Raw genomic sequence first — 26060 nt, 5'->3', positions numbered from 1 at the left:
CCGAGGGCGGGGCTGGCGGGCAGTCAGTCCCCCGGGCGGCCCAGCGCTATCGAACAGCGCCACGATTCGGCGAGTGTGCGTTCTATGCGTGTTCGCCGGTTCGGGTGATTTGCGCGGCATGCCGGGCCTGGCGCGACCGGAGTCAGGCGCCCTTGGGCCCGGGTGGGGTGTGGTCGTCGCAGAGCGGGCCAAGGAGCTGCTCGATGGCGACGTCGAAGGCATGCGCGAGGGCGTGCCAGGTGGTGACGGTGCCGGCGGCCCGGCCGTGTTCGAGGTCGATCAGCGTGCGCCGGGCCAGGCCACTGCGGTCGGCGAGTTCGTCGAAGGTCCACCCGCGCGCGTTCCTCAGCCGCGCCAGCGTCACACGCAGCGCGTCGCGGTCCGGGTCGGGCGGCAAGATCGTCACCCCACCATCCGACGGTGCAGACACCTGCCCCGTCAGTGCGGATTTCTGCACTATCAATGCAGGTGGGCGCCTGGCACCCACGCTGCACGGGTGCAGAGATCTGCACTACGGTGCGGGCGGCTCCCGCGTGCCCGTACCGGGAGACCGCCGCACGAGGCCAGCGCGGACCAGACCGGAGGGACAACGAGCCGATGCGGCTTGCCAGCACACACGCCACGGTGCAGCGCATCTGGACAGTGCACCTGCGCCCACAGACGGGCGGACCGGCCCTGACCTGCCCCCGCTGCACACACAGCCCCGTCCTGCCGGCCGGCTCCGCCCGTTCGGCCGCCCTCACCCATCTGGCCCGCCACGCCCGCGCCGACGCGCTGCCCGGACACCTGCGCACCTGCCAGTGCCGGACGAGGGGCTGCCACTGGCACCCCCGCCACCGCGGCTGCGCGGGGCCAGTCCTGCTCGCCCTGACCTGCGACCGCAGCGGCCGCGCATGGCGGCTGGCCGACGCCTGCGCCGCCTGCGCGGCGGCGATGAGCCACACCGCCGTCGTACCGCCCACCCTGCTCCACACCGGCCGCGCCCAGCCGGCCGCCGGCACGTCGCGCTCTGCGCGCGACACGCCCGCGTTCGGCCCGGCAGAACAGCAGCGCGTACGCGAAATGCTCACCTATCTCGCCACGGCACTGCCCCGCTTCTCCTCCCCCGCCGCCCGACTGCTCGCCCTGCAGTGCGCGCTGCGCGCCGACCACCACGGGCAGGTCCGCATGTCCCGCGGGTTCCTGCGCGGCATGCGGCTGCACGGCCGCGCGGAGCTGTGGCTCGAACTGGAACACGCCGGCTGGCTGCACCGCCCCAGACGCAGCTGCTCCCCCATCCAGGCGCAATTGCTCGACGCCTCCGTCCTCCACCAGGCCCCCGGACGCACCGCGCGCATCCGCGCCGCCCAATGGGCCCTGCACCCCACGCCGTTGGCCGTCTCGCCGGCCCTGCCTTCCGCCCTGCGGCTGACCGCGCTCACCCTGGCCGCCCACAGCAGCGCCGGGATGGGCGGGGGCGAGCTCGATGCCCTCACCCGCCAGTGCGGGCAGCCGCCGCAGCAGCTGGAGGACCTCCTCGACCAGCTGGTCCGCGCCCGCCTCGTGACCGCCTGGCACCATCATCACGACAGCGGCGAAGTCCGGTGGAAGCTGCCCACGCACTCCCCGCCCGGCGAAGACACCGCACGATCCGAAACCTTCTCACGGCAGCCGAGAAGCAGTCCGTGACGGCCCGTGAGTTCTGCGAAAGCCCGAACCGCTGCCGACGGCGCAATGCCGAAGCAACAGGCTGGATCAAGAGTCATGACCGTCATGCAGGAAACGCAGGTGGCCGCGGTGGGCAGCGCCTTCAGCGGCGTCGCACCCATCGTCCGCGGCAGGGCGTCTCCTCTGCTTTCCTGGTTCCGCGATCGCCGCCTCGAAGTCATCGGGTGAGGTCCGCCGGCCGAGCCGGAAGTCCGGGCCGCTGCTGGCCAGTGCACCCCAGCAGCGGCCCGGCCGTGCTCTCCTCCCGCCCCAGGGGCGGGAGTGCTCAGCGGCGGGGAAGGGCCAAGAGGTTGTTGGTCAACCGCCCGTCGGCGCGGGTCTGCAGGTACTTCTCGCCGCGCGGCGGGGTCACCACGACAACCTCCGCCCGGTGCCCGCCCGCATCGCTCGTGTATGCCTGGCCCTTCTTGTCTTCGATCCAGGTGACGATCTGCGCCCGGGTGTTGTCGCCGGTCTTGCCGTCCGCTGGATTCGTCCACCACAGGTGGGTGATGTGCTCGTGCATGGTGCCGCCGGACAGGCGTACCGCGGTGATCTGGATGGCCATGGTTCTCTTCTGCCGGCCTTGCCCGACGGGGTTCCGGAGCCGGCGCCGGGACCCGTCACCCCGGGTGCGGGGTGCTTCGCCTGGGACAGACGACGTAACTCGCGGGTAGCGGAACGGGAGTGTTCCGGAGGGGCTGGCGGGACGTCAGGAGCAGTCGAGGCAGCGGTCGCTGCCGTCGGCGAACATCGCGGGCGGATGCTTGATGAAGCATCCCGGGCACAAGTGTTCGTTCACACGCGGTGTGCATGAGCAGCGGCCGCACTCGGGGCAGTGGGGGACGCGGCATGCGGAGCAGGCGGGATCGAAGGAGCGGTACTCCTCGTCGCAGTGCGCACAGAGATAGTTGCCTGCCTGGGGTCCGGTGTCCTTGGTGGGGGGCGTGAAGCGGCGCCAAGGGGCGGAGTCGGTGACGAGGACGGCGACCAGGTAGCCGCCCATCGGCGCGGTCTGCACGTGCAGTTCCCGTCCCAGGATGCCGTCGCGGTAACGGACTTGGGTGCGCCCCTGCGCGCACCCCCGGCCGGAGGAGCGGGCCCGGTCGATGACCGGGATGTCACCCTGGAAGCTTCCTCGGCGCAGGGGCCGCAGACCGTGGGAGGCGGCGAAGGCGATCTGGCCGCCGTCATCGAGCAGGAGGATGTGTCCGGGAGCGGGCAGACGCTGGACGGCGCGCACGCATACGGCCATGCGGGAGGCGGCTCCCGCCCGCCACAGGTCGGCGACCGTGTCAGCGGTGGGGCCGGCGGCATCCAGGTGGTGGTCGACGAGCGGGGTGGGGAGCAGGATCTCGGCGGCGAAGGCGTCGCAGGCCGCGTCCTCCAGTTGCAGGCCGCCGTCGGACTGGCTCTCGAAGCCTTCCATCAGGTCGAGGCTGTGCTTCTGGAAGTGGTGGCCCAGCTCGTGCAGGGCAGTGAAGTCCCGGCGAGCGGGGCTGGCCGCGTCGGCGACGGAGATCCGCGCAGGCGGCCCGAAGTCGTAGGCGCCTGCCACACTGCAGCGGGAGCCGGTCTGGGTTTCGGGGACGAGGTCGACGGTCAGCTCCGGCCAGGTCTGCAGTTCGGTGAAGGCCGAGCGCGCCAGGCGCTGTGCTGCGCCCGGGGTGTGCGTCTCCAGTTCCGCCAGCATCGCGGTGGCCTGGTGACGTGCGGCGGCCGCGAGTACGTAGTTGACCACAGCTGACCTCGCTAGCGCAGATGGAGTTCGAAGTATCGGTCCGCTCTCGCGCTCCAGTCGGTGGTGGTGCCTTCCTGGCGCGCCGCCAGGGCGTAGATACCGAAGGCGGCACGGCGTCGGGCGTCGGGCTCGCTCGTCGCGGTTCGGGTGGCGAGGGCGCGTACCTGGGGGCGGCGCGAGGGGCGGCCGAGTTCGTGGATCACGGGGGCGGGCAGGGCCGGATTGGCTGCCAGGACCTCATCGGTGCCGAGGCCGAGTACTGCGGCGAGGTTTTCTGCCTGCTCGGGTGCGAGCGGTGCTTGTCCCCGCCACACCGCCAGGGCGTGGGGGGGCTGCAGGTTCAGTTGTGAGGCCAACTGTTTGATGGTGATGCCTCGGCGCTGCAGCAGTTCGGGCAGGACCCCCGATCCGTGTGGCACCCACTGTGCACCGCTCAGTTCCGCGAGGCCGTCAGCAAGGACGGCCCGGTACTCGGCCGCTGCGGCCGTGGGGTGCGGCGTGGTGCTCCCCCATGTCGCGCCCGGCGGCACCTCGTGGGGGAAGGTCGGGCCCGTGGAGGCGGGCAGCGGCACGGTCAACTGGCTGATCTGGCGGTCCAGCACGTACCAGGGCAGGGACAGTTGCAGTCCCCACCACAGGGCCAGCGGCTGCTCCAGTGTGGAGGCGCCGGCGGGCAGCAGTAGGGTGTCCGCGTCGGCGTAGCGTTCGAAGGAGACTGGAACAGACTGCACCGTGTCGTCTGCGACCGCGGTGATCACCAGCAGCTGGATGGTGTCGGCCCAGACCGCTCTCCAGATCTGGCTGGGCTCAGGATCCCGGGGCGGCGCAGTGGCGACCTCCCGGACGGCGTCGGGCACTTTCAGTCCCGCCGCAGCAGCTACCAGCCGCTCGTAGGCGCTGCTCTGGGCAGGGTTCATCGTGTCTCCCCCTCTCCTCGGCTGTGGTCCATCTGCGCATTCTCTTCTCACTGGATACGGACGACGTCACAGGGGCGGCTCAGGGGGGGGTCCTCACAGCGTCGTAGCAGCGCTCGCATGACCGCTTCCCGGTCCCTGTCCTCGGACAGGGCAAGCCGGAGCTTTTCCTTCAGCCCTGCCAGAACGGCCCCGGCCTGGGCCTGTCCGATCTCCAGCAGCTGCGCTGCATGATGGGCGTTTTCGTCCAGGTAGGGCAGCAGCAGCCGCTCGTTGGCCGTCAGCCGCTGCCAGATGTCTTCAGCGTCGCCGCCGGCGCCCGTGGAGTCGGCAAGGGCCGCCGCCGTGCCGGTTTCGGCCGGATCGACGAATGCCCCGTCGTCGGCGAAGAGCGTGGCGAAACGGGCCGGGGCCAACAGCCCGAACCGTGACTCGAAGACCTTGGCGAGGTCTTCCTCCCGCACCGCCCCCTGGGCGTGCCGGAGGACCCGCGTGAGAACGGTCATGAGGGCCTGGACCGTTTTACGGGGTGTGGGCCCGGAGTGGTTCCAGCGGGTGATCCCGACACCGTCCACGCGCGAGGCCTCGGCGATGAGATCGTCGAGGTCGCCCTGCCACACCGCGTCCTCGGACAGGCCGCTCAGTGCCCACCGCGGCGGGGAGCCCGGCTTGCGGCGGAAGGACGTGTCCTCGCTCATCAACCGGGCGATGCGGCGCCGCAGTTTGCCCCGTGGGGTCTTTTTCGCCTCGTCGATGAGGAAGTTCTTGATCGACGCGAGGAACAGCCGCTCCAGCGTGGCATCGCTGATGGCCAGCGCGAAGCAGGCGGTCACGAACTTCTGGCCTGCGCCCTCGCGGGTCAGCATGGCCGTGATCACATCGTAGGCCGCATCGTCGCTCCACTGCGTGTATCCCTCGGGCGGGGGAAACCCCGACGCACGGCGCACCTGGTGGACCATGCGCAGCAGCAGTTCCAGCGTCTTCGGCCCGGGCTCGCCCGTCTGCGACAGCTCTTCGTACGCTCCACCCGTCACCGGTTCACCCCCCGACCCGCCCGGACCGCGTGAACCAGGCTTCCTGTCTGCATACACCTGCCGTCTCAGTCACACCAGGCAACACGCCCTGGACCGGGAACCGCAGGCGCGTTCGTCCGTAGTGGACCTCTTCTCTCTTTCCCGGGACTGATCGGCGCAGGAGACCTCCCGCAGAGCCAAGTCGGCTTCTTGGCGGGCGAGTTCAACAGCCACACCGACACGCACGACGCGGGCGGCCACTACCCGACGCCCTCCCTATTCGCCAGCCTGTTCACCCTTTCAGGCGTATCCGGCGGGCGGTGACGTTTTCGTAGCGCGGCGCGGCGCAGCATGGGGATACCGGGCTGCTGCAAGCGGTCATCACCCGGAAGAGGCCAGAGGGGTGGGTGAACAGGTGGCGGAAGACTGGCGATCCGGCTCTCGTCGGCCGCTGCCGGTACGGAGGCCGATGGTGGCGGGCGGATTCGGGCGCCGACTGATGCACGGTCAGGGACTGGTACCGGAGGAACTGGCGGCTGGGCAGGCCCGCGGGACCGCGCTGCGGCGCGACAAGAGGTGGGCGGCGTGAGCACGGTGCGCGCCCCCGGCGACCTGGTGGACGGTGAGGCGGTGCCGGGCGCAGGGCAGGATGTCGTGGCCCTGTACCGCGAGCCGTACGGGCCGGTGCACTCGTGCAGCGCGGCCGCGCTCCGGGGGGTGGCGCTGGAGGAGTTCGGGCCGGTGAGCGAACCGGTGCCCTATCGGGGCCGCAAGGGCATCATCACCTACTGGCCGGTCGCGACCCGGGAGCAGACCGTGGTGTGCGGCAGCCTGCGGCAGTGGCGGCTGGCGGTGGAGCTGGATTTCGAGCCGGGCTGGGCGGCGTTCAGTGCCGGCCCGGTGGAACTGCGGTGGCGGGCGGGAGGCCGCCTTCGCCGGTGGCGCCCGGATTTCCTGGCACGCACGGCCGATGGAGTACGGGAGGTGCTGGTGCTGAAGCCGCCCGGCCAGGAGAGCCTGCCCGCAACGAGGCTTCAGGTGCTCGAGGAGGTGGCGCGGGCGGCCGGATGGCGGGTGCGGCAGATCCGTGAGCCGTCAGGGCTGCGCGGGCGCAATCTGGCATGGCTGGCCGGCTACCGGTTCCTTGAAGGCGACGAGAACGGCCAGGGGCGGGCGCTGCTGGAGGCGTTCAGGCAGCCGGCGGGTCTGCGGGCGGGTGTGGCGGCGAGCGGGCTGGACGAGCTGACGGGACTGGACCTCGCCTACCGGATGCTGTGGCAGCGGCGGCTGCTGTTCGACATCGCGCAGCCGCTGCTGCCCGATGCCGTGGCCTGGACGGCCTGAAAGACCGGAAGGGGGCACATGGCGGGAACAGGGGAGGGCCGGCTTGCGGGGTCGCTGTCCATCGGGGCTCTGGTGTGCTGGCAGGAGCGCGAGTGGGAGGTGGTGGCGTGGCAGGGGGCGCAGGTCACCCTGGTGCCGCAGGACGGTGCGGAGGCGCCCCGGGCGGTGTCGTACCGGTGGCTGGTGGGCGCGGAGGACTTTGCTGTTCTCAGCGGCGGTGCGGCGCCGGCCGCTAGCGGCGCGGCCCTTGGCGGGTGGGGGCGGCAGGAGGGGCGGGAGGAGGCCGCGCTGTGGCAGGCGCGCATGGTGGAGATCGACACCGGTCTGGCTCCGGGCCGAAGTGAGCATGCGCGGGGATTCGGGCCGGGGACGACGCTGGCCCAGCGGTGCGCCGCGATGTCGGCGCGGCTGGCCGCCGACGGCATCCGCTGCTCCGCCCACACCCTCGCCGACAAGCGGCGCAAATGGAAAGCGGCCGGGGAGAACCCGGTCGTCCTGCTGCCTACGGCGCGGGACAGACGGCCGGGGGGCTTCACCGACCCGCGGTGTCTGACCGCCATGCAGGAGGTGGTGGCCCGGCGCGCACACGAGTCGGACGTGACCATCGACCTGATCCGCGAGGAGGTCGAGGATCTCCTGCACGCGCGCTACGGCGAGGAACTCGGCGATCCGGCTGTCGTGGCGGCTCTGCTGCCTTCCCGTTCCACCTTCTATCTGCGGATGAAGGAGTCCGGCCTGGCCGAGGTCCTGGACCGGCCGACGCGGGCCCGGGCCGCCCTGGCCTCCACCCCGCCCCTGCCCCACGGCGGGCGAGAGGCCGTGCTGCGGCCGGGACAGGTCACTCAGGTCGACACCACGCCGCTGCGGATCCTGGCCCGCGGCGACGACGGCCGGCCCACCGCCACGGAGCTGACCTGGCTGATCGATGTGTCCAACCACAGCATGTGCGCGCTGATGATCACGCCCAGCCGTCCCCGGGACGCCGAGAGCGGACAGGCAGGACAGGCGACCCGGGCGATCGACCTGACCCTGATGCTGGCCCAGGCTTTCGCGCCCTGGCCGGTGATGCCCGGCTGGGACCCGCTGAGCGCAGCCGCCGCCTCCACCCTGCCGTTCGGGGCGCTGCGCGCGGCGGACGAGCGGTTCAACGAGGCCACCGCCGCCCGCCCGGTCATCCGCCCCGAACTGATCATCTACGACCAGGGCAGCCCTTACGTGAGCGAGCATTTCACCGAGGTCTGCGACCGGCTGCGCATCGCCCGCCGCCCGGCGCGCAAGAGGACCGGGCCCGACAAGTCGCTCGTCGAGCACTCCTTCACCACGCTCGCGCACCGCTTCAGCCAGTCCGTGCGGCATGGCTGGCAGGGCCGCAGCCACAAGAAGCGCGGCCGCGGCATCGAGCGGATGCCGCTATACACGATCGCCGAGCTCCAGCAGATGGCTCAGGAATGGGTGGCGCTGGAGTACCAGCAGACCCCCGACGCGGGACTCCGTGACCCGTTCCGGCCGGGCGTCGTACTGTCGCCCAACGACATGTACGCCGTCCAGGTGGCCCGCAGCGGCTACCGGGCCGTGCCGCTCTCCCCCGCCCAGAACCGCTTCTTCCTGCTGCCGCGGTGGGTCGTCCCCGGCAAGAGCGGCTTCATGATCAACTATCGGACCTATCAGCCCGTCGCACAGGACGCTGCCCACTACCGGGAGATCCTCCTGCGCGGCGGCTCCAAGCTGCCCGGCGCAGGGGACAAGTGGGAATGCCGCTACAACCCCTACCGTCCCGAGCGGGTGTGGCTCTACGACCACACGTCGGGCACCTGGGTGACCTGCGACTTCCGGCTGCGGCACCTGCTGCACGACCCGTGGACCGCGGACATGTGGCAGGAGCACGCCGAGCAACACCGCGCGGCCGGCGGCAGTGAACAGGACGAAGCGGCGATCGCCCTGGCCCTGGCACAGCGCGACCGGCGCCGCCGCAGCCGCAGGCCGCCGCCCAAGCGCACGGGAGCAGAACCACCCTTCCAGGGGCTGGAGTTGGAGACTGAACAACCCTCCCGGGACCCCTACGCGGGCCTGGAGGAGTTCGACCTGTCGACGCTGCGTCCCTACCCGGCGCTGCCCATCTCCCCCCTGGCTCCCCCGCCCGCAGCCGCCCCGCCGGCGCTGCCCTCCGGCACGAGCAACGTGGAGCGGCCCTCGGGCAGCGGACAGGCTCCGCATCCGCTGGCAGCACTCTTCCCCGACGACGGCGACGACAGCCCGCCGGATGCCTCCGCGACCGGAACATCGGCAGCTGCCTACGAGGTCGTCGAGGCGGAACTCCTCGACGACCTCGACCCGGACGGTGATGGTGGTGACGAGAACGAAGGCAACGTATGGGAGATGTAGACGACCAGGGACTGGAGCCGTGACGACGCAGCTCCAGACCGGCCCCGAGAACGGACAGGTTTTTGCGGTCCGGAGCCGGTGTGCCGGTGCAGTGCAGGACCGTGACGAGAGAGAAACGTGATGAAGGCATCCATCGAACTGCGTGACAAACGTGAAGCCCGTCTGCGTCAGCAGCTCAAGGACACCCCGATGCGTCCTCTGCCGCTGTTCCAGCTCACGGGCTGGACCCACTTCGTCGACGAGGAAGTGGAGCCGCCCGCACTGGTGGCGGGCAGCGGTCCCGCTGAGGACAGGAAGACGGACGAACAGGCCATCGCCTACCACCGGCATCTGCGGATGGTGCCCACCGACGCGGTGACCCACATGCAGGAGATGATCGTCGAGGCGGTCCACTCCAACAGCGGGCGCCGTGACGGGCTGATGGACCATGTCATCGACGGCCCTGCGGGAACCGGCAAGACCTGTCTACTGCGGGCCATTGGTCGTACCGCCCAGAGGGAGATCGAAGCCGCCACGGGCGGCAGGCGCCAGAACACGATCCCGGTGGTGCACATCACCACCCCCGCGGACCCGGAGCCGAGGGTGAACTGGCTCTGGGAAATCGGCTCCTACCTGGGTCTCAACCCCGAACCGAAGAGCCTCGTGGAAGTCCTGGATATGCGCAAGCACCAGGACGTGACCTTGCCGGTCAACTACGTCCTGGAAACCGCACAGACCCGTCTGCTGCTCATCGACGACATCAACCGCGCCTCGCCGCAGCACCTCGCGAACGTGCTGCCCTACTTCGACTACCTGCGCGACAAGCTGGGCATCTCCATCGTCTTCTGCGGCACCGGCGCCAGCCACCGCCTGCACCAGGCCCGCATCCTGGCCGGAGAGCTGACCCGGGTCAGCGAGGAAAACCGGGTACGGCACGAACAGGCGGGACGGCCGGCCGAACCCGTCTCGCCCTCCCCCACCGCCCTGCTGCCGGTGACCTGGCTGCACCCCCTGCCCCTGGACACCGAAGACGACGAGACTTTCCGGCGCGTCCTGGCGAGCTTCGAGGCCGACCTGAGCCTGTACCGGCTGGAGGAGAACGCCCTGAGCAAACACGCCGTCGAACTGCACCAGCGCACCGGCGGCTACTTCAAAGCCCTCACCTACGTCATCTCCACCGCCGCCGTCATCGCGATCCGCAGCGGCAGCGAGAACATCACCATGAAAGAAATCAACGCCGCAACAGCCCAACTCAGCTGAACCGCTACCGCCCCGGGCCGCTCGGCGAATACCGGCGGCAGGCCAGGCGATGCGTTCACATATACAGCGCTCACCAAGCCAGGCGCAGCACAGCGCGTATCCCGTTCTGTCTCTTCTGCGGATCGACCCACAGGCGCAGACTGCCCTGCCCGGAACAGCCCGGGGACTGGTTGCCTGCCAGCTTACGCCCGTACCAGACAGCTTTCTCATCGTGAGGTTCCCACCGATTCACGGCCGCCTTTGTGGCAATGTGCGTACGAGGCAAGACGCAGGCGAGGTCCGTGGGGGGCTATGTGACTGGAACGACGAGCGGGGTGACCCTGCTGTTCAGCGAGGCTGAGGGGCGTGTCCCGGTGCCCGTGACCGGGGTCCCGGAGGGCACCCAGGCACTGTCCGTTCCGGTGCGGCGCGACGGCGCGAATCGCGCACCTCGCAATCGCCGCAGGCTCCTGGACATCACGGAAGCAGATTTGGTCGCCGTCGCGGCGCAGCCCGCCTACCGGCCGCCGCAGCACCTCGGTGCGCGCGATCTGACCTGGGTGCTGTCCGTGGGGCGGCGATCCTGGGCGACAGTGGTGGCCAGGTTCGGCGCCCAGTCGATGGACGTTGCCCTTGCGCTGGTGCGCTGCGGGGGCGTGGTGTTGCGCTGTGACGTCGACGACGACTTGGAAATCGTCGGGCCGCAGCGGTGGTACCTGTCGCATTCCTGGGCGTTGCAGGCTGAGGAACTGCTGCAGGACCTGCGGGGGCAGCGCGACCCCGACGAGGTGCGGGGGGAATTGCTCGCGCTGATGGAGGGCGTCGGGGAACTGGGGCGGGAGCGGGAACTGCTGATCCGGTGCCAGACCGGTTCTCCACTTCGTGTTCCCGCGGGCACGGCCACCGAGACCGAGGCCTGGTCGGCCTACGAAGCCGCGCTGCGGGCCGCCTCGTATTGGTGGCCCCGTCATCGGGCCGGGCAGCGGATGACAGCCAAGGCGTTGGCGGGCATGGCTTTGGGGGGTTCGAAGATGTGGAGGCCGGCGCGGCAGGCGGCCTTCGAGAACCTGGTCTCGATCAGCTTCGACTGCGCCCTGGACGAGGCCGACGTGGACATCCGTGTCCGGGGGCCGTTGAGCTGGCGGATCGGCCCGGTGGCGGCCGATGCCTCGGTGGCCAACCCTTGGGTGGCACTGCCGGCCGGGGCACTTCGGCTGGTCGGTGAGGTGGAGTACGGAGCGCACGGGGTGTTCCTGGTGGAGAACTCCGACACGTTCGAGCGTGTGTGCGCGATGGCGGACATCACCTCCCAGTGGCTGTGCATCTGGGGGCACGGTTACGTCGCGAACCAGTTGGTCTCGCTGCTGCAGTGGCTGCGCCCGGCTCGTCTGGCGATCTGGGGGGATCTGGACGCGGACGGGATCGCGATCGTCGATGACCTCTCGCGGCGGTTGGGGCGCAGCGTCCACGCAGTGGGCATGGACGTCGAGTTGTGGCGCGCGGGCCCCTACCGTCAGCAGAAGCCGGGGATGTACTCCAAGGCGAGGGCGCTGGCCGCTCGGATGGCGACCGAGGGCCCGGTTGACTTGCGGGCCCTTGCGGCGGTGATCGCTGAGAGCGGGGAGTCTGTGGAGCAGGAGCCGCTGCACGAGAAGGTGCTACCGGACCTGGCCGCGCTGCTGGGCCGGGTTCCGGCTGATGGCTGAGCAGATCTCGTTCGGTGACGAGGGTGACGGGGCTGATCTTGAAGCGGCTGTCCGGCTGGCCAACTGGCGTGCTTTCATGGCCCCGGTGGCCGAGGATGCCGGGGCGGTGGCCCGGCACCCGGAGGTGGCGAGGCTTGCGGTCGCGATCCTCAACGTGTTCGCGGAGCATTCCGGGTCCCAGGGCCTGACCCGTGCTGAGGTTCTGGAAGCGCTGGTGGGCAATGCGCAGGGCTGGTCGCAGGACTTGGTCAGTCGGCGGCTGGGCGTGCTGACCCAGTTGGGGTTCCTTGAGCCGTACATTCTCAAGTCGCACCATGACCGCTACGTGGTGCGCCCGGCCGGGCTGGCGGGGGCGCTGGCCGCGGAGCGGCTCGCCAAGCATGGCGGGGTGGACGAGTTGATCCTGCTGCTGGACCGGGCCAGGTCGGTGTTCGACCGCAGCCGTCCGGACCCGGACGCCGCGCTGGACTACTTAGTGTCGTGCCGTAATGCCCTGCGTGTATTCGCCCTGGACTTGCAGCGCCAGGTCGCAATCGGGACACCGGCGGAGCTGATGCAGTCCCAGCGGCAGCACGACCACCAGGGTTTCACCCGCCAGGTCGCTGACCTGAACAAGCTCGTCACCGAGCGGTTCCGCGGGCAATGGGCGCTGGAGGAGGCCGCCGCCGCGCTCATCGAGGCTGAACAGTTCTACCGCCAGCAGCTCATGGCGGCTGCCGACAAGGTCGTGGAGCAGGCTGGTGACAGCCTCAACTTCGATGTCCTGACGGTCGCCGAGTACACCGATGCTGCGTTCAAGGGTGACGTCGCGCTGCTGTCGCGGGTGGGTGGCGCGCTGGTCGCGGACATGCCCGCGGTGTGGATCGAGGCGTCGTCGCTTTTCGAGACGGTGGAGGGCTTCGCTCCTCGCTCGCGGGTGCGGGTGCGTCCGCCGGTGCCGGACGACGACAACGACGGAGAGGGTGACGGTGCGCTGAGGCGGGCCGAGGAAGCGTACGAGCGGACGCGTGGGCGCCGCCGGCTGCTGGCCGACGAGTTGCTGACCGGTGCGGAGGAGGCCGACCTGACCGCGGCTCTGTATGAGGCGGGCTGGCCGTTGGCTGCGGCGATCATCACCGATGTGCTGGCGCTGAGCGATGACCCGGCGGAGCCATACACCGTGACGGTCCAGGACGGGCTGCTGGCCGACCCGCAGGCGAGCGTCACCTACCTGCACTCGCTTCGCCTGCGCCGCACACCGTCCCACCCCGCCCCCACGGGGCAGGACGTATGAGCAGCGCTGAGCCCGAGCAGGACGGTCACGATCACGAGGTCGCCTTCCAGGCTGCGCTGCTGCTGGGGCGGTTGCGTGTGTGCCAGGTGGTGCCCGCTACTGTTCCCGGGCCCGTGCTTGCGGCAGCCGCGGCCGCGGCGGCGCGGGTTGGGCGCCGGCTGGTGCGCATCGCTGGTGGACCGCAGGCCCTGGACGCGCTGGTCCTGGGGTGGGACAGCGAGTCAGCCCCGTCCCCGAACCCCTCGGTACTGGCCTCGCGGCTCGGTCTTCCTCCTATTCCTACCCTGGTGTGGGCGGTGTGCCTGCGGGCGGCGTGGCCCGAGCCCGAACGCGCGCCCTTCCCCGGTCTGCCGTTCCAGCGCACCCGGATTCTGGAGCTCTGCGTAGGGCTGGGCGCCGACCGCGAGTCCGTCGAGCGGGCCCTTGACCGAACGCTGCCCAGCGCAGGGCTCATCACCGCGAGCGCCAGCGAACTGCGGCTGGGACCTGCAGTCGCGGCGCTGCCCGGGACCACGGTGGAGGGTCTTCGCCGGGGGCACCACCTGCTGCCGGCCCTGGCTGGGGACGGATCCCCCGCCGGACCGGACCGAGCCCAGCCTGCCTCTGCCCACATGGTCCCGGTCGACCAGGACCATGTGCCCGACACGTTCGACCACCACGCGGTGCGTTCTGCCATCGCCACATTGGAGACCTCGCGCCGCACCGTCCCGCGTGGCGACCTGCCCGCGCTGACGGACCCTGCGGTCCGCGCACTGACCGAAGCAGCTCTGCTGCCGTGCGGGCGCCAGCTCATGCAGACCGCGGACGGCAACTGGACCACCGGCTACACCGACCCCGCCGCCGACGCACTGGTACAGGAGGGCACGGGCACGCTCACCGACACGGAACGGGCCGTGCTGGCCCTGGTCCTGCTTCGCACCGTGGCGATCCCCCGCGCACGGGGCCGGCACCGGCACAGCCGGTGGACCGGTGAACCGCACTCCGTCACCCTCCAGGAACTCGCCACCAACCGCGAAATACCCAAGGTCGCGATCAATGCCGCCCTGCGCGGCCTGCGGGCAGCGGGCCTGGTCGCCGAGACCACGACCGGTCGCTACATCCCCGGCCCGGCCCTGGAGCGCCTGCCCGAACACCGCAGCGCGCTGCTCTGGGAGGACCTGATCCTGGTCGGCCGCCCGGGTGGGCACCTGGCTGCCGCCATCATGCGCCGACGCGACCGCACACCTGCGCAGCCCCCAAACGGCGACCGCGTCCACGACGACGAGGAGACGGACCGCCCGTGAGCGACCAGAACAGCCCGACGGTCCACACAAAGCGCGGCGTGATCGGCACCCGGCAACTGATCGCCGTGCAGACGTTCGACATCGCCCGGCTGACCGCGCACCCGGTCGCCGTCATCCCCGGCACCTTCGTCGCGGTGACCGGGCGCGGGCCCAAGGACTCCAACGAGTCCGGCAAGACAAGCTTCCTTGCCGCCCTCGCACTGCTGCTCGGCGACCCCGAATGGCGCATGTCCGCGGGCGGGTCAATCCACGCACGTAAGCTGCTGTTCGAACCGGTCACCGCCGGGGCCTCCCCCGACCGGCACGGACCAGCCCATGTCGGCTACGTCGTGGGTGTCTTCGCTGAACCGCAGGCCCCCCAGGCCACCGCCCACACCGTCTGGCTGCAGATATCCGCCAAACCGCAGCACATCGAGGTACGCCACCGGCAAGGAGTCCACCTGCTCCTGGAGGGCGAGGACCGCGAGCGCCACGAGCGGGCCCCGGATTTCTTCCGCCGACTCGGCGGAAAGCCTCTGGGCCCCACCGAGTACGCCGAAACCCTCTACGGCCGCGCCCCCAGACTGCTGGCCTACATCGCAACCCGCGGAGGCATACGGTCGCGCCCCTCGCTGCTCAAGCTCGACGCAGGCAACTTCAACCCCGCCCAGATCGGCGATGCGCTGCTCTCCTTGACCGGCAGGGCCGCCATTTTGTCCAACGATGTCGCGGCACGTAAAGCTCTGGCACAAACGCAGACAGACCTGGATGAAAAGATCAAGCAGGGAAAGGTGTCCCATCAGGCGGAAGACGCGATCCTGCACTCCGTCGACGCCAGGACCCGCGCCAGGCGCGAGACAGCACGCGCATCCGACTTCCGCCGCTCCGCCCGAGCCCGGGCCCTGGTGGACGCACAGATCCGGGCCCAGCGCATCACCGCGCAACTCGCCGCCGTCGACCACGACCTGGTCATCCTGGCCCAGCAGCACAGGGAGGCGAAGACGGAACTGGAGCAGGCCCGCAACACCGGCCAACTGCGGAACGTCCTCGCGCAGGCGCTGCTGGACAAGACAGCCGCCGACCAGGCTCTGGCGGACGCGAACCGTGCGGAGGGCAAACTGCGGGGCGACCTGGGCCGAGCCGAGGAGGACCACCGGCACGCCAATGATCGCGCCGAAGGCTACACCGGGCCCCCACCCGGCGAACTCGCTGCCCTGGTGGGCGACCACGAGGGCAAGCAGGTCGCGAAGCTCGCGGAACTCAGCGGGGCGACCAGCCGCGTCGAAGCCCTGAGGGAGGAACTCACCGAGGCCCGTGAGGGCAGGACCGGTGCAGCAGCCACCGTCCTGCGGACCCTGCTGTCGGAAAAGGTGGAAGCCGTCGGGCTGATGGCCACCACCCGCGTCCACTCGCACGCCCGCCCCATCTGGGAGGCCCGCCTCGCTCCCTGGAGGGACGCCGTGTGCATCGCACCCGACGACCTGGAACGCGCCACCGAGGCGGTAGCGGCACATCCGGGGGCACTGCTCATCACCGGCCCGACCCCGCCTGCCCCAGCCGGCTTCGTGCCCCTATCCGACACGCGATCGGTGCCCGACGGTATCCACAGCACCGACCCGCTCGCCGTGCCGTTCCTGCACGCGCTCGCCCACTCGACACGGGTGGACCGCCCTCCCCACGCGTCGCTGCCCGCGCTGGGCGTCCACGTCATGGGCGGCTTCGAGCAGCCCATCGCCGGGCAGGCGGACATCTGCGCCCACCTGCAGCGTCAACTGCACGACGCCGAGAACCTGCAGAAGGGCCTCGCCGAGGCGGCCGACCTGTACCGCAGGCGGATCATCGAGCTGAAGAGCGACATCGAGCGGGCCAACGCGTCCGACCTCGCCAAGCGTCTGATGCCGAAGATCCAGACGCTGGAACAAACACTCGCAGACCAGCTGAAGGCCCTTCCGGACCTGCAGAGCACCGTGGACGTCGCGTCGACCGCCGCTCATCAGGCCAAGGTGGACTTCGATACGGCCCAGGGCCGCGCCGACGTGCTCGCCGCAGCCCTGGGTGGGCTGCGCAGAAAGATCGAGGGAGCCGAACGCAAACGCGACGCACTCCGGGAGATGGAATCCGGCCCGTCCGCCGAACAGGCGAGGGCCGACTGGGCCGGTTCCCTGGACGACGCACTGATCGCACTGAACTGGGCCGCGCTACCGCCACAGGACCAAGACGCCGACCCCGGCGAACAGGCCGACACCCGCTCCGTCATCCAGCGCGATCCCGCCCACGAGGTCGAGCGCCGCACCAGCGCCGTCCTGGACGCAGAGGGGCGGGTACGGCTGTCCGCAGCCCTCACCGGGCTGGCCACGGACAGCGCGGCAACCGGAGTTGCCACCCAGGAGCTCGCGGACGCACTGCGCCACCACGAGGCGGGCACACCCGACCCCGCCGGACGGATCTTCCGCACCTCACTGCGCGCACTGGACACGTGGCTTCAGGACAACGAGGCACGCGACGCAGGCGCCCGGGAACTGGTGGAGGCAAAGCGCAAAGAACGCGAGGAGGAACACACTTTCCTCCAGGGCGTGGTCGACGAGTCCCGCTACGCCCTCGCCGAAACCCAGGAGTCCATCCAGGAACGGATCCAGAGCGCCCTGGACCGCATCAGCAGCACCCTCAACAGCCTGGATGCGAAAGACCGGGGCTACGGCGCGGACCTGCACTACGACATCACTGCACCGACCGCGGCCGAGGACCAGTGGGTCTGCCACGTCGTGCCCCGGTGGCGGCGCAACCCCAGCGGCCCGCTGCTGGACTACGACGCGCCCACCAACACCGCCCAGGAGAAGCTCTTCTCCATCCATCTCGTCCTCGCCGCCCTACTCGCGGCACCCGACCCCCAAGGGCGCGTCTTGATCCTGGACGAACTGGGCGACTCACTCGGTACCGAGCACCGGCGCGAAGTCATCACCGCCCTGCGGGACGCCGCCCAGGATCACGGCATCACCGTCCTGGCCACCTGCCAGGACGGGCTGATGTCCGACGTGGGGCAGATGTGCGGACAGATCATGCAGTTCCGCTACCAGTCCAAGTCCGACGCCCTCAACCGCCCCACCCTCATGTTCGGCTTCGACGCAAACCGGCAACGCGTCGCACTCACCCTCGAGGACCTCGTCCAAAGCCGACACTGAGCCCCTACTCCACACGACGCCGCGCCCCCGTGGACCCAGCTGTCCAGGCGCCACAGGAAGCCTTCAAGCCACCTGATCAGCCAGGTGTCGGCCAGTCCGGCGATGTCCTCGTCCTCGGCCACGACAACACCCCCGATGATCCGGAGTAACAGCGAAGACTGCTCCCGCAGAGAGCCGACCACAGCCCCATGAATGATGAATGAGCATCAAAATCCGGCGCCGATCACCATATTCCGAAGCGATCACTGAACTCCCAGTTCAGCGCCCGCCTTAACCTCCCCACTCTACGAAAAACCCTTCCTGACACAGCACCACGTCACAACTAAAGATCCTGAAACGATCACTCGATTCGCAGATCAGAACAACTCTCACCCAGTGATCAACAGTAGATTTATTACTGATGAACGGGCTGCGGACCCGGCGGCTGGAGAAGCTGGGGATGGTCTGGAGCCTCGCGAATGAGCGGTTCCAGGAGAACCTGGAGGCCGCGAAGGCGTACTACGACCAGCACTGGACGCTGTGTGCCCCGCGGTCCGCGACCATGCTGGACCGGCCGGTGGGGCAGTGGCTGTCCAACCTCCGCCGCCCCGGCGCCCTGGCCGACCATCCGGAGTGGGAGACGGCGCTGCGCGAGATCGACGAGGACTGGAACCCCGATTGGCCAGCTGAATGGCAGAGGAACTACGCGGCCGTACCAGAGATAACCGCGGAGGAAAGCGCGCTCGTATACGTGGAGCCCGGCGTCACCGTCCACTGCATGGACATCGGCCGCTGCACCGTGAAACAGCGTCAGCACACCGTCTGGCAGGGGCTGATGGACGTGCAGCGCGAGCGCCTGGATCAACTCGGCACCACCCGCTGACCCCGACCCCGGAGCCGGAGGTGCGTGCGGTGCCGTCCACGGCGCCCGTGAGCGCCTTCGAGAAGGGCGTCGCGGCCCTGACCGTAGTACAAGAGGGCCCGCACCGGCTCTGTGACGGTCCCCGGGGCCCATGTAGAGGCGTTGCCGGACGGGTCCGAGGTCCAGCTCGGGGCGTTCCTGAGCAACAGCAAGAGCCGCCGGGCCAAACTCACCACCGACAAACTCCAGCAGCTGGCCGCGCTCGGACTCAACTGGGCGGCATAGCGGCAGGCAGCAAACTAGGAGCCTGCCGCCAGGACTGCGACCGTAACCTGCAGAGTCACCAAGGGCTCGGCAGGATCCTGCCTTGGTGGTCCGCCAGCAGGATGGCGTTGCGCATTGCTCTCGGGCGAGAGCGCTGTGCGGGGGCCAGAATGGTCGCTCTGCAGAGGGGGCTACTGATGAGCAAAAAGGTCGTGGAGCTGCCGGACATCCCGGCGGCCGGCGAAGAACTCGAGGACTACGTGGCCGCGCTGTTTCAGGCGTCGGGCCACTACGTGGAGAAGTCGATCGTGGGGTCCGATCCGGCGGACATCTTCGAGCTCGACATCGTCACCACCGACTACGCGCACGAAGGAGCCATGCGGCGGCTCACCGAGGTCAAGGGTGGAGGCTGGGGGTACACCGATCTGTTCAAGGTCGTCGGCTGGATGAAGTACCTGAAGATCCAACATGGCGCCTTCTTCATCACGAGGTGGGACGACCGTAAGACCGCCCCGAGCAAGATGGGGCCGTTGGGGCTGGACGTTGTCTGCTTCGACGACTTCAGGGCCGCCCCGGAGGAGTTCACTGAGAAGGGCTTCGGAACGTTCGCAGCGCAGGAACTCATCGAACTGTGGCGACATTCGTACGGTGTGGAGCGCAGGTTCGTAAAGCTCCTCCACAAGCAGGCGAAGAAGGGGGATGAGGGGGCCAAGGCGGCAAAGGCCTACCACCGCCAGATCAACAACGGCACCTTCCTCGCGCGCGCTCCAGAAGAGTCCCTGGCGTTGCTGTACGAGGCGTACGGCGAGCACCCGAAGCTGACACGTGGTTACGCGCACGAACTGGATGGCGTTGCGTTCGACCCGCAGTCGGAATCTCCCGACAGCGCGAGCTACAGAGCCATGTTGTTTGAAGGGAAGTACCCGGAGCTTCAGGCTTGCACGTACCTCGAACACCGCGCCCGACTCTCGATCTTGAAGGCGGCGGTCGACTACGCGCTCGCGCACCCCGATGGTGCTCCGGAGCTGATCTTGGAGGATGGCAAGAACTGGATCTTCCAAGGGCTGACCTATCACGCGCTGCCCGCGACATTCCACAGGGGTATGACTTGGCTGCGCGAGCAGCCGAACTTCAGCCGTTACGCCACCTTCTGGCAGCAGCTTCTCTGGGGCTGGGGAGGGTTCTACCTCGACGACCGGGAGGAGCAGGAGTTTGAGTGGATGTCGAGGTACTCCGGCATCCCAGTCGAGGAGGTCCCTTTGGCGCTGGAGGCGTTCGACCGGTTCTTCCCGATACCCGGCGGTTGGTTCATCAATGCCGGGCCGACCGACGTTCGCATGGTCAAGATGGTGCCGTGGATCTTCCAAGGGATTGGCGCTCATCACCGCCGCGTCCAGTACGGCCTGAACGAACAGCTCAACCTCTCGGCGCTGAATCCAAGCTCCCAGTACACCCTCAGCGATCTCAGCAAGCGCATCAACTGCGCCGTCGACTTCCTGCTTGAGCAGCGGTAAGCCTGCCCGCCCGCGGCCCCTGGTCGCCGCCATGCGGTCAAACGTGACCTCATTTGCCAGCCCCAGGGATGGCTGACCTCCCCGGGGCCGGCAGTTGGCGGTGAGCCAGTCGGCGGCCTCGGCGTTGGTCAGGAGCAGCGCCTGTGTGTGATGGGCGGCGCCAGCTATCGGGGCGAGGCGTGGCAAGCTCACCGTCGACAAGCTCCAGGCACTGAACCAACCTCGGACTCGCTGGGCGCGAGGTTATTGAGAGCGAGGTGGGAGTTTCCCTCGATCGATGCGGTCCTGCCAGGTGTCGAGCACGAACTCCGTCACGGTCACGGTGCTGTTCAGCGCCAGCCAGGCATGGCGGGTCAGCGCTGGGCTCGGTGCAGCGCGCCCGTGGCCGAGGCCGAGCTGGTTCCGCAACTCGGCCAGGCCCTGCACCGTCGTGGTGAGTGTGCGCAGGATCTTGACCACCGTGGCGCTGGCCTTGGCGTGGTCGGCCACTGCGTCGGCATTCAGGCCCAGCAGCGTCGTGACGCGCTTGAATAGGGGTGGCAGGTCTTCTCCGGGCGGGAACTCGATGCCTTGTTGTTCCAGGATGATTTTGCACAAGCTTTCGACGAGTTCTTTGCACGAGGCGATCGCTGCCGCCGGGTCGCGTTCCAGGCCAGCTCTGATGCGCTCCTGATGTTCGTGGAGTACGCGGGGGTCGGTCAGGAGCGGTCGTGATTCGAACTTCCAGTCCGGCCGGGCGCCATGAAAAGTCGCGCGGGCCCCGCCTGCGTAGACCGGCAGCCCGCTGATGTACTCGGCTGGGGAGAGCTCGAAGCCGTCGGCCGCAAGGAGGTCGTTGAACTTCCCTGCCAAATGCTGGACCTCAGCCGGGTCGCGCCGCACCACGGGGTGAAGCATTTCAGCAAGGAATCTAAGCAGCGGTTGCGGGGAGTCGTCGTTGAGGCCGAAGCGGTCGTCGGTGAACACCCACTCCGGCGGCCAGTCGTCATTGTTCAGGCAGTGCTGAGTAATGTCCTCCCGGGCCGTCAGACGCCGGAAACCATCGCCTTCGAGGGCATCCAGGTCGTACAGGCGCTCCAGGAACCTCACCTCATCCAGAGCGCCCCACCACCAAACCTTCTCGACAACCAGCAGGTCGAGAAGGCGCTGGCGAGTGACGACGGTGAGCTGCTGCGGTGCCACGGGGCTGCTCTTTCCTGTCAGGGTCGCTGGCTCACGCGAGCTCATGTCGATGTCGTGAGTGTGCCGCCCGCAGGCGGGGTCGTCGCGGAAACCTTGCGCCAGGGGGCGTCGGCGTCGGCGAGGGTGTCGAGCATCAGCTCGCACCAGGTGGCGGCCGTGCCGACGGCGAAACGGGCATGCCGGGGCCTGAGTCCGGTAGGTGCGGCCAGCCGCCCGTGGCCGGTTCCGTACCTGTTGCGCAGTTCCGCGACGCCGATGGCAGCCGAGGTCAGGGCACCCAGGATCCGCTTGATGCTGTCGGCGTTGTCCGGGCTGCCGCCGTTGCGTGTCGGCGGCACTGCCACAGGGTGGAGGTGAAGTGCCTGCTGCGCCTGCTTGATCAGGGCGGGCAGATCCTGACGTTCGTCGACCGGAAGGTTCCGCTTGAGCAGTACGAGCTTGGCGGTAGCCTCGATCAGCTGCTTGGCCGCGCCGATGGCGTCGTCAGGGTAGTCGGCCCCGAACCTGCGGACCCGCTCCAGTTCGGCTTGGATGCCCGATGCCTCGGTCAGGGCGTCCGCGTGCACGGTCAGGCGGGCAACGCGTGCCGTATGCAGGCGCAGCTCGTCGTCCAGGCTGCAGCCGTCCCGCGCGAACGCCTCCCGCAGGTCCGCCACCGTTTCGGCAGGCAAGCCGTTTCCGCTGAACTTTCGGTTGTCACGGTCGAGGCGGCGCAGCATGCTCTCGAACACTCGCAGGGCCCGGGTCACGTGGTCGTCGTCGGTCCAGTCAACGGAGGCGGCGTAGGAGTCGAAGAGCTGTTTGCGGACGCCGCCCTCGCCGGGAGTGGCGTCAGGGTTTTGCGCGAAGTGTTCGTTCTCCCAGTACTCGCCGATCGCCCCTGCCACGAGATCGCTCATCAGTGCCCGGACGGCGTTCCGGGCGGTCCGGGAGAGCAGTTCACGATCAGGGGTGGCCATATAGGCAGATTACGGGGCTGGCATGCGCAAGACCCTGGCATTTTCTCCCTTCACCGATGCTCGGCTGGAGGCGAGCGGCGTCACGCCTCTGCCGCCCGAGCGGGGAGCGCCCGCGAAGCCCTCCAACTGGATCAGAACCACGTCACCCAGGTGGTCACAGCGGCTGCCGTCACAAGGGCCGCCAAGGCGGTCCACACGACCAGAATCCACGGGAAGCTCCGCTGCGCCGTTCCGCCGATCTCGGCACGTGCTGATCCGCGTCGGTGCGCGACTGCAACAGGCGCGGTGACCGTCACGGAGGAGTTGTCGCCTGTGACGATGTTGATGTTCTGGAGGGCTTGGGCGACCTGGTCTGGTGTCGGGTCCTGCTGGCCGTGCGGCATGGCGGCCCGCAGCTCCCCGACCAGCTGGACCAGCCGGGTACGGACCTGGTCCAGGACCCCCTCCATGGCCGACGGGTGCACAGCCCAGTACAGCCTGAGCACCTGCCGGGATGGGTTCTGGCTCATGAATACGGCTACTTCGGCAGCCAGGGCCGGTGCGAGTTGCACCGTCTGACCTGGCTGCCGGGCGATGAGCGACTCGATCTGTCCGACACCCTGCCCGAGGCGGAGTACGTCGCCCAGGCTTTCACGGGCGAAGTCGGGCAGGTCGAACCTGCTGACCGGCTGTTCCCGGAACTGGAACCTCCCTGCGATGCCGTCCATCACCAAGGGTGCCGAGATCCTGCGGTAGTCGGGGATCGGCACGTCCGTGCCCTCGTAGCCCTGGAGTTCCCGCAGTGCCCAGGTGCGTAGCGGTTGGGAGTGCGCATGCCCGCCCAGGGCGATCACCTGGCGCAGGATCGGGGCGAGCGGGCGGCTCTCGTTGAGGACGTCGTCCTCCAGTCGATCCAGGCGGCTGCGGCGGAGTCTCACTTCGCCACGATCACGGTGGCGATGACGCCGGCGATCGCCGCCACTGCCGCAACGGCGGTCCATATGACCGAGGTTCGGTGCCACCAGGGCTGAGGCGTCGTCGGCGCGGGTTCATTGATGTTGGCGCTCGCGGAGGCCCCGCGGTCCGCCTTCGCGTGCGGTGCGGAGATGTTGAAGGTGGAGCCATCACCTCCCGTGATGTTGAGGGCCTGCTGCGCGGCCGAGTCGATCTGGTTGGGGTCGGGGGTTTGCTGGCCGGCGGGCATGGCTGCTCTCACTTCCGCGACGAATTGGGTCAGACGGGTTCTGATGTGATCGAGGACGCCCTCGATGCTCGGTTTGGCGATCGCCCAGTACAGAGACGTGACGTCGGTGAACTCCTGGCCGCTCTGCTGCTGCTGCCGTGTCATTTCCAGGGCGTACTCGGCTGATCCAGGTGGGCTGAGATGCACCGTCCTGTCGCTGATGGCGATCAGAGCTTCGAGTTCCCGGACCCCTTGCCGGATCGGTGCGCTCTCCCCGATATCGCGCTCACGAGCGCTCTGGGGCAGCCGGTGAACACTGACCCGCTGGGTGTTGACCTGGTGGCTATAGCCCGGCAGGTTGACAACGAACTCCGCTTCGAGCGGTGCCGGCACCTTCCGGTACGAAGGCAGCTCATCTGCCGCCGGGTACCCCTCCAGTTCCTCCAGCGCCCAGGCGCGCAGTTCCTCATGGTGGGCGTAGCCAGCCAGCATGAGGCACTGCCGGAGGGCAGAGGCGAGAGAGGCAGTGTCGTCCAGGACGGCGCGCTCAAGCTGCTCCAGGCCCCGAACGTCGGAGGTCGTCACGGAGTCCAGTCTGCCCTGCCCCACTGACAACCCCGGTCGCCTTCGTCGTTCCGCGCCCCGGGGATGGTTGACCTCACCAAGGCCCGTGGTGTCCGAGGCGGGTCAGATCTCTCCAGCACACGATCTGTTATCCCTGCACCGGGCGGCCGACGGTCCACAGGTCGCCGGGGGCGCGAATGCACGCGCGGTGGGTGAGCATCTCGCGCTTCAACTGCGCGGCGGAGATCGTGTGGCCGCGTCGGGCGAGCGCGTCACGCAGTTCGCCGGGCGTCAGGGGCCGGCCACAGCGTGCGAGGTAGCGGGCGGCCAGCTGCTCGCTGGTCGGGTAGGCCGGGGGCTCTACCACCAGAAGCGAGTCATTGAGCGTCTGGTGCTCGGTCATCCCGGCTTCAGCCAATTCCAGCAACGGCCTTGCCGCATCCCCCATCCGCGAGAGAGTCCGCCGCCAGTTGTCGCGGGTCAGGTAGCCACGGTGGTAGCACCACCACAGCAGTCCGCCCACGGCGGCCGATGCGGCAAGCGGGTTGCGCGCGGCGAGGCCCGCCAGGCGGTGGGCGCCCGCGCCGAGCAGCCGGAGTGCCAGCTCGATGAGTACCAGCGCGTTCGCGGCGGTGGCCTCCAGGCCGGCCAGGCGCAGCACGCTCTGGGCGACGGGGATCCACTCGATGACGGCGAATCCGAAGCGCTCGAAGACACTGTCTTGGGAGACGATGACGCACGGTCCAAGGAACTCTGCGAGCGCCATCGTGGGTGCGTCGTCCGGGTCGCCCCGGTACTTCAGCGGCACCTCCCGGTCGACCCGCAGGATGTGACGGGTCCGCCAGGACAGGTGATCACGGATCTCCAGGTCGACCACCCGAAGGGCGGGCCAGATCTGCTGATCGAGTACGCGGCGTGCCTGACGCTCCGCCACCTTGAACTGGTCGGCCATCTTGGCCAGGTGTTCGTCGACTTCGCCGGGGACATGCGCGGCGATATACGGGGTAGCGCGGCCGGTGCTGGCCAGCGCGGTGACCCGGTCCTGCCGACGGCCGTGCTTGGCCAGAGAGCAGGCTTCGACCAGCAGCGCATTGGTGTCGAGGACAGGAAGCAGCGTCGGCCGGTCCAGCACCATGGGGTTGAACGCCGATCCGGAAGGGACCAGCAGCGGCGGTGCCAGATCGGCACGGTCAAGCGTCATGGACCAAGTGTCGTCACCGCCACTGACATACGTGCAGGATTTCCGGTCCGGCACCGGCCCGCTCCGGCAATCAAGCTCGCAACCGCATACGGGAGCAGGCCTGGTCTGACCTCGAGGCCGGACCCACTCGCCTATCCGCCTACTCCCCCGCCGTGCTGCCCACGAACAACCGGCCGCGGCTGAGCCCACCGGCGGGCGCCCTTGCTTCTCGCCGTAGTCGGCCACAGACGCGATCCGCCAGACCAACTCCTGACCAGCACAAACCTAGCTACCCGGACCACGCAGCCATAAAAGAATCCAGAGCCGATCACTACATTCCGAAACGATCACTAAACCTGCACCTCAGCGCTTCTCTAGCCTCGGGCTTTCACGAACTGGGCGGTCCGCGACTTGATCACAGCTGGGAGAAGTACTCCTGACCAGCGGCATCGGGACTTGTCGAGGGTCCGGTTGGGTGCGAGGAGAGGAGCACCCTTCAGGTGAAGCGGGCATACGATCTTGCTCCGAGCACTCCCTGGTCGCCGTCGCGTGTCCGTCTATGCTCGCAGTGATGAGGTCGCCCGCACGGTAAAGAACGGGACCCGGGGTGCGGTCAGGGTCGTTTGCCTCATCACCATCGCGTGATGGAATCCGCGTAGCCAACCTCGCGGAGTCA

Annotated in this window: 22 protein-coding genes; 12 read left to right on the top strand and 10 right to left on the bottom strand. The window is 69.1% G+C overall.

Going from position 1 to position 26060, the window contains the following annotated elements; all coding sequences use genetic code 11:
- Positions 1-142: 142 nt before the first annotated feature.
- Positions 143-406 carry a helix-turn-helix transcriptional regulator gene (locus ACFT9I_RS19045; protein ID WP_382565622.1) on the bottom strand — a complete coding sequence of 88 codons (264 nt, stop codon included), beginning with the start codon at positions 404-406 and terminating at the stop codon, positions 143-145.
- Positions 407-597: 191 nt separating this feature from the next.
- On the opposite strand from ACFT9I_RS19045, the gene ACFT9I_RS19040 reads away from it, so the two are divergent.
- Positions 598-1668, top strand: coding sequence for a hypothetical protein (locus tag ACFT9I_RS19040; RefSeq protein WP_382565620.1), 1071 nt, complete (start codon positions 598-600; stop codon positions 1666-1668).
- 75 nt (positions 1669-1743) lie between these two features.
- Positions 1744-1875: a hypothetical protein gene (locus ACFT9I_RS19035; protein WP_382565618.1), complete on the top strand. Its 132-nt coding sequence runs from the start codon at positions 1744-1746 to the stop codon at positions 1873-1875.
- A gap of 97 nt (positions 1876-1972) precedes the next feature.
- On the opposite strand, the gene ACFT9I_RS19030 is transcribed toward ACFT9I_RS19035, so the two are convergent.
- From ACFT9I_RS19030 to ACFT9I_RS19015, 4 genes are all read right to left on the bottom strand, one after another.
- Positions 1973-2254, bottom strand: a complete 282-nt coding sequence (locus ACFT9I_RS19030; protein ID WP_266469265.1) for a DUF3892 domain-containing protein — start codon at positions 2252-2254, stop codon at positions 1973-1975.
- A gap of 144 nt (positions 2255-2398) precedes the next feature.
- On the bottom strand, positions 2399-3427 hold the full coding sequence (locus ACFT9I_RS19025; RefSeq protein WP_382565616.1) for an ImmA/IrrE family metallo-endopeptidase: 1029 nt from the start codon (positions 3425-3427) through the stop codon (positions 2399-2401).
- 11 nt (positions 3428-3438) lie between these two features.
- Entirely contained in the window at positions 3439-4344 is a 906-nt protein-coding gene (locus ACFT9I_RS19020; RefSeq protein ID WP_382565614.1) for a hypothetical protein, read from the bottom strand.
- 47 nt (positions 4345-4391) lie between these two features.
- Positions 4392-5375: a hypothetical protein gene (locus ACFT9I_RS19015; protein WP_382565612.1), complete on the bottom strand. Its 984-nt coding sequence runs from the start codon at positions 5373-5375 to the stop codon at positions 4392-4394.
- A gap of 564 nt (positions 5376-5939) precedes the next feature.
- Here ACFT9I_RS19015 and ACFT9I_RS19010 point away from each other — a divergent pair.
- The 10 genes from ACFT9I_RS19010 to ACFT9I_RS18965 all read left to right on the top strand — a co-directional run bounded on the left by ACFT9I_RS19010 (position 5940) and on the right by ACFT9I_RS18965 (position 20337).
- On the top strand, positions 5940-6698 hold the full coding sequence (locus ACFT9I_RS19010) for a TnsA-like heteromeric transposase endonuclease subunit (protein WP_382565611.1): 759 nt from the start codon (positions 5940-5942) through the stop codon (positions 6696-6698).
- Between the two features lie 18 nt (positions 6699-6716).
- Positions 6717-9080, top strand: a complete 2364-nt coding sequence (locus ACFT9I_RS19005) for a transposase (protein WP_382565609.1) — start codon at positions 6717-6719, stop codon at positions 9078-9080.
- A 120-nt stretch (positions 9081-9200) separates the two neighbouring features.
- On the top strand, positions 9201-10319 hold the full coding sequence (locus tag ACFT9I_RS19000; RefSeq protein ID WP_382565607.1) for an AAA family ATPase: 1119 nt from the start codon (positions 9201-9203) through the stop codon (positions 10317-10319).
- Between the two features lie 314 nt (positions 10320-10633).
- Complete coding sequence (locus ACFT9I_RS18995) at positions 10634-12004, top strand: Wadjet anti-phage system protein JetD domain-containing protein (RefSeq protein ID WP_382565605.1); 1371 nt, start codon at positions 10634-10636, stop codon at positions 12002-12004.
- Positions 11997-13277: a hypothetical protein gene (locus tag ACFT9I_RS18990; protein ID WP_382565603.1), complete on the top strand. Its 1281-nt coding sequence runs from the start codon at positions 11997-11999 to the stop codon at positions 13275-13277. The genes ACFT9I_RS18995 and ACFT9I_RS18990 overlap by 8 nt, the downstream gene beginning before the upstream one ends.
- Positions 13274-14560 carry a hypothetical protein gene (locus ACFT9I_RS18985; RefSeq protein WP_382565602.1) on the top strand — a complete coding sequence of 429 codons (1287 nt, stop codon included), beginning with the start codon at positions 13274-13276 and terminating at the stop codon, positions 14558-14560. Before ACFT9I_RS18990 ends, ACFT9I_RS18985 begins: the two co-directional genes overlap by 4 nt.
- Positions 14557-17718 carry a hypothetical protein gene (locus tag ACFT9I_RS18980; RefSeq protein WP_382565600.1) on the top strand — a complete coding sequence of 1054 codons (3162 nt, stop codon included), beginning with the start codon at positions 14557-14559 and terminating at the stop codon, positions 17716-17718. The genes ACFT9I_RS18985 and ACFT9I_RS18980 overlap by 4 nt, the downstream gene beginning before the upstream one ends.
- A 400-nt stretch (positions 17719-18118) precedes the next feature.
- Positions 18119-18580, top strand: a complete 462-nt coding sequence (locus tag ACFT9I_RS18975) for a helicase associated domain-containing protein (RefSeq protein ID WP_382565599.1) — start codon at positions 18119-18121, stop codon at positions 18578-18580.
- A gap of 111 nt (positions 18581-18691) precedes the next feature.
- On the top strand, positions 18692-18844 hold the full coding sequence (locus tag ACFT9I_RS18970) for a hypothetical protein (RefSeq protein WP_382565597.1): 153 nt from the start codon (positions 18692-18694) through the stop codon (positions 18842-18844).
- Between the two features lie 176 nt (positions 18845-19020).
- Entirely contained in the window at positions 19021-20337 is a 1317-nt protein-coding gene (locus tag ACFT9I_RS18965; protein ID WP_382565595.1) for a hypothetical protein, read from the top strand.
- Between the two features lie 243 nt (positions 20338-20580).
- Here the strand turns inward: ACFT9I_RS18965 and ACFT9I_RS18960 are convergent, their stop codons facing one another.
- The 5 genes from ACFT9I_RS18960 to ACFT9I_RS18940 all read right to left on the bottom strand — a co-directional run bounded on the left by ACFT9I_RS18960 (position 20581) and on the right by ACFT9I_RS18940 (position 25405).
- The gene (locus tag ACFT9I_RS18960) at positions 20581-21519 is read right to left on the bottom strand and encodes an abortive infection family protein (protein WP_382565593.1); all 939 of its coding nucleotides are present in this window, start codon (positions 21517-21519) and stop codon (positions 20581-20583) included.
- A gap of 41 nt (positions 21520-21560) precedes the next feature.
- Entirely contained in the window at positions 21561-22418 is an 858-nt protein-coding gene (locus tag ACFT9I_RS18955; RefSeq protein WP_382565591.1) for an abortive infection family protein, read from the bottom strand.
- A 191-nt stretch (positions 22419-22609) separates the two neighbouring features.
- Positions 22610-23395 (bottom strand): hypothetical protein, encoded by a 786-nt coding sequence (locus tag ACFT9I_RS18950; protein WP_382565589.1) that lies wholly within the window; start codon positions 23393-23395, stop codon positions 22610-22612.
- Positions 23392-24225, bottom strand: coding sequence for a hypothetical protein (locus ACFT9I_RS18945; RefSeq protein ID WP_382565587.1), 834 nt, complete (start codon positions 24223-24225; stop codon positions 23392-23394). The genes ACFT9I_RS18950 and ACFT9I_RS18945 overlap by 4 nt, the downstream gene beginning before the upstream one ends.
- A gap of 127 nt (positions 24226-24352) precedes the next feature.
- On the bottom strand, positions 24353-25405 hold the full coding sequence (locus ACFT9I_RS18940) for a hypothetical protein (RefSeq protein WP_382565586.1): 1053 nt from the start codon (positions 25403-25405) through the stop codon (positions 24353-24355).
- Positions 25406-26060: the final 655 nt, after the last annotated feature.

It is taken from the genome of Streptomyces sp. NPDC057137 (assembly GCF_042670825.1).
Taxonomy (GTDB): Bacteria; Actinomycetota; Actinomycetes; order Streptomycetales; family Streptomycetaceae; genus Streptomyces.
The sequence above is the reverse complement of the archived record's forward strand: the minus strand, read 5'-3'. Positions and strand labels throughout refer to the sequence as shown.